The sequence below is a fragment of the Bacteroides cellulosilyticus DSM 14838 genome (assembly GCF_000158035.1).
GTDB lineage: Bacteria > Bacteroidota > Bacteroidia > Bacteroidales > Bacteroidaceae > Bacteroides > Bacteroides cellulosilyticus.
This window is the reverse complement of record NZ_EQ973492.1, coordinates 239,878-244,359: the sequence shown is the minus strand read 5'-3', so window position 1 is coordinate 244,359 and position 4,482 is coordinate 239,878. Positions and strand designations below refer to the sequence as shown.

Genomic DNA, 4,482 nt, shown 5'->3' with positions numbered 1-4,482 from the left:
GAAAGTTTTGCTCCGGAGAACAAAGTCTGTCCGCAATTACGAACTCATGTTGCGGGATGACACCTACTTCTTCAAATGCATCATGCAACCCTACGGTGACCTCGTGCTTTGCCAATACCGGGATATCACCGAACGCAGCCAGCGCAAACTGGAGCTGGAAAGAAGAAACCGGGAACTATATGAGATACAGAAAGCCGCATTCATCGGCAGATGGGTGTTTGACACAGTCACCCGCGAATTCGGTTATGCCGGACATACGGGCATCATGTGTAAGACGGATGAACAAGCCATTCCACTGGATGCATACCTGAACCTGATCTTGCCCGAAGACAGAAATACTTTTGAGAACTGGCTCGGCGATAATCTGAAAGGTAACATGGAAAATACTGTGGACTACCGCATTCTCTACAACAAAGATGTACATTATATCCGCCTGAAAACATTCAGTCGCGAACGCGATAAAGACGGCAACATCTCGCTGGAAGGATACATACAGAACATTACTGACATCCAAAAAAGCCGCAATGACATCAACCTGCTGACGCACGCCATCAACAATTCCACAGAAGATATCTTCGCCGCCAAGGAAGACGGTACCCTGATTTTTGCCAACCGCCTCTTCAAGTTGCACCATGAACTGGGAAGTACGGATGATATCAGCCAACTAAAAATATACGAAATCGGCTCGTATACACGTACCCTGGAGGGTTGGCAAAAGATGATAGCTTCAATCAAGGAGGGAGAGAAACACCAGTCCTTTATGGTATACAACCCCTTGCCGCGCTTCCCGGAAATACTGGCGTACGAAGGCAATGCCTATTGGGTGACCAGCGATGAAGGCGTAGGAACCATCTGGGCTTTCGGCCGGGACATTTCACAACGCATCCGCCACGAACAACAGATCAAGTGGTTCAACCAGATATTGGACAAAACCATGGAGCATCTGCCCGCAGGAATTGTTGTGAAAGATATCAGGAACAACTTCAAATACCTGTACCGCAATCGTGAATCGTACAACCGTGACGTCCCTATGGAAGAGGCTTTGGGCAAAGACGACTTCGATTTCTATCCTCTCGAAATAGCCCGTGAAAAACGCCGGCAGGACAAAGATATAGCCACCACCGGACAAGAGATGCACTGGATTGCAGAAGAACGTGACGGTCATGGAAATCCGCTTTTCCTGGACAAGCGGAAAATGAAAATAGAGAGCAAAGACTTCTCCCCCATCCTGCTGAACATAGAATGGGACATCACAGAAATGGAACTGATGAAACGGGAACTGATGGTAGCCAAAGAGAAAGCCGAAACCTCCGACCAACTCAAATCAGCCTTCCTTGCCAACATGAGCCACGAGATACGTACACCGCTCAATGCCATCGTAGGCTTTTCACGCATCATTGCCGAAAGCGAAAATACGGAAGAGCGCAAAGAATATTACAACATTGTGGAAGCCAACAACGAACGTCTGTTGCAACTCATCAATGAAATTCTCGACCTCTCGAAGATAGAGGCCGGAATTGTGGAGTTCAGCATCGCCGCCGTCCGCCTGCACCCGCTGTGCAAGGAAATCCATGATGCGCATGTATTCCGCTGTCCGTCAGATGTAGAGCTGAGATTCGATCCATCCGACGAAGATATTCTGATAGATTCTGATAAGAACCGCATCTTCCAAGTGATATCGAACCTGATAGGAAATGCGTTCAAATTCACCACCAAAGGCAGCATCAGCTACGGATACCACCGGGAAGGGGAAACTATCGTATTCCATGTGACTGACACGGGCACAGGCATCGCCCCCGAAAAGATAGGAAAGGTATTCGAGCGTTTTGTAAAAGCCAACAATTTTGCACAGGGCACCGGATTGGGTTTAGCCATTTGCAAAACAATCATCGAACGTCTGGGCGGAAAAATCTCCGTGACCTCCGAACTGGAGAAAGGAACTACCTTCATCTTTACCCTGCCCGCCAAGACCACCCAAGACGAAGATAAGGAAAAAACTGAAAACAGCCCCGAAGAAAACAAAACGGCAGCCGGAGAACAAAGTGCAGGCAGCGAAAGCACGGAAAATGTACAGGCATCGCCACAAGAAACCGTCTCGCTGAAAACCGTTTTGATAGCCGAAGATACGGATAGCAATTATATCCTGACCAAAGCTATTCTGGGGAAGGAATACCATCTGGAACGTGCCAAAGATGGTATGGAAGCCGTCAATATGTTTGTAGAAATAAATCCGGATATCATCCTGATGGACATGAAGATGCCGAACCTGGACGGACTGGACGCAACAAAAATCATCCGGGAATTATCGCCCGGCGTCCCTATCATCGCCCTGACTGCCTTTGCCTACGATCATGACCGCAAAGCCGCACTCGAAGCGGGTTGCAACGATTTCCTGACCAAACCTTTCACACAGGAGAAATTGAAGGAGACGATAAAGAAGTGGGTTAATAAGTAATTAACCCACTTATCACTAATCACGCAAAGATATCGCTTCTTTGAATATAGGCAATCACATCGCCCTTATTCACAGTATCGCCTTGTTTGGCGCATATCTCTACGACACGTCCGGTGAATCCGGTCAATATCTTTTCGTATTCTCCCCACGGGGTGGAAAGGTAACAGAACACTTCATCATGCTGGTATTTACGCCCTATGAACGGAGCCACAGAAGGACCTTCCACAGATACTTCCCACAACACCTGTCCTTTATCCGGTGCAATAATCGGATCGGCCTTGGCACGTTTCAGTTTCCGGATTTCTTCTTCCGAATATCCATTCTTCACCATAGACGCGTCTTTGGCACGTTGCAATTCATCCTCGAAACGCTTCTTGGCTGTGCCGGACTTGTAATCACGATACTGACGGTCGTGCATGGCAAGTTCAAAGAGTTCTTCTTCATCATCTCCATATTCCCAACCGTTCTCGTCCATTTCTTTCCGATATTCATCCAGAGCATCCGGATAGTTCAATTGCGGATCGGTATCCACAAATTCATATCCTTTTGATTTCGCCAATTCCACAATTTCAGGAGCCAGCTCGCCCGGCAGACGTCCGCTCTTACCGAGAATCATATCCCACGTATGATTATCTATCATCGTCCAGCGCTCCTCACCTTTCACCAACTGCATGAGGTTCATCAATGCCACATTCTTCACATACTGGCTGAAAGGCGTTACCAACGGAGGATACCCCAGCTTAGGCCATACGTATTCCACCTCGTCGAAGAGCATCACCAACAGGTCGTCAATGCTGAGTTCCGGTTCATTCTTCCCTCTTAATATCATGTTTATACCCGAATGTACTCCCTTCAGATCAGCCATCATGGAACCCATCATACCACCCGGAAGGCCACACTTCAACAGCAAAGAGGACATGTGTTTATTGGTCGGATCCATGAAATAGCCCAGGAAGTCATCTATAAATTCCTGTGTCATGGCACGTGCCTTCATATATGCCTTCATATTGATATCGGGCACCTGGAAGCCCTTATCTTTCAGCATGGCTTGTACGGAGATTACGTCCGGATGTACTTTACCCCAGGACATCGGTTCCATAGCCACATCAATGATGTCGGCGCCATTCTCGCAAACTTCCAGAATAGAAGCCATCGACAGCCCTGGTCCGCTATGGCCGTGATACTGGATAATCACTTCGGGATGCCTTTCCTTAATTGTCTTCGTCAAACGTCCCAGCATACCCGGACGACCGATGCCTGCCATATCTTTCAGACAGATTTCGGGTGCTCCCGCTTCAATCAACTGGTCGGCAACATGGGCATAATATTCCACCGTATGCACAGGTGAGTGTGTGATACAAAGGGTTGCCTGCGGTATCATCCCTGCCTCCAATGCATATTTAATAGAAGGAATTATATTCCGCGTCTCGTTCAGTCCACAGAAGATGCGGGTGATATCCACCCCTTGCGCATGCTTCACACGATACATCAGACGGCGTACATCGGCAGGCACAGGATACATGCGCAAAGCGTTCAGACCACGGTCCAGCATATGCGTTTGTATACCCACTTCATTGAAAGGTTTGGTAAAAGCGCGTACGGCTTTGTTAGGATTCTCACCGTACAACAGATTCACTTGCTCAAAAGCTCCCCCGTTCGTTTCCACACGGGCAAAACACCCCATTTCAATAATCAACGGAGCGATACGTACCAATTGATCTACACGGGGTTGATATTTACCGGAAGATTGCCACATATCACGGTAAACAAGACTGAATTTAATTTCCTTTTTCATCGCAGTCAACAGTTAGCGGTTTAACATATATGAATTACTCGGTTAACTTAACAAGTACAAATATAAAGGTTTATTCTGACATATAGTCAAACTTATATTTGAATTATTTAGTATAAAAGATATGTTTAATATCATATTGAAACTTATTTTTCATTTTATAACATTTCTCGTCATTTCATTCCTCTATGATTCAGACGATAATTTATCGGAAAGGATGGAGGGGAGTAATTAT

The 4,482-nt window shown here is 46.8% G+C and carries 2 protein-coding genes; one reads left to right on the top strand and one right to left on the bottom strand.

Translation table 11 applies throughout. The features are described 5' to 3' along the window. Window positions 1-2,455 (top strand): PAS domain-containing hybrid sensor histidine kinase/response regulator (locus BACCELL_RS18985; protein WP_007213629.1); only part of this gene is annotated, 2,455 nt, incomplete at its 5' end. A gap of 19 nt (window positions 2,456-2,474) precedes the next feature. Here BACCELL_RS18985 and BACCELL_RS18980 read toward each other — a convergent pair. Then, window positions 2,475-4,250 carry a biotin/lipoyl-binding protein gene (locus tag BACCELL_RS18980; RefSeq protein WP_007213628.1) on the bottom strand — a complete coding sequence of 592 codons (1,776 nt, stop codon included), beginning with the start codon at window positions 4,248-4,250 and terminating at the stop codon, window positions 2,475-2,477. Window positions 4,251-4,482 lie beyond the last annotated feature (232 nt).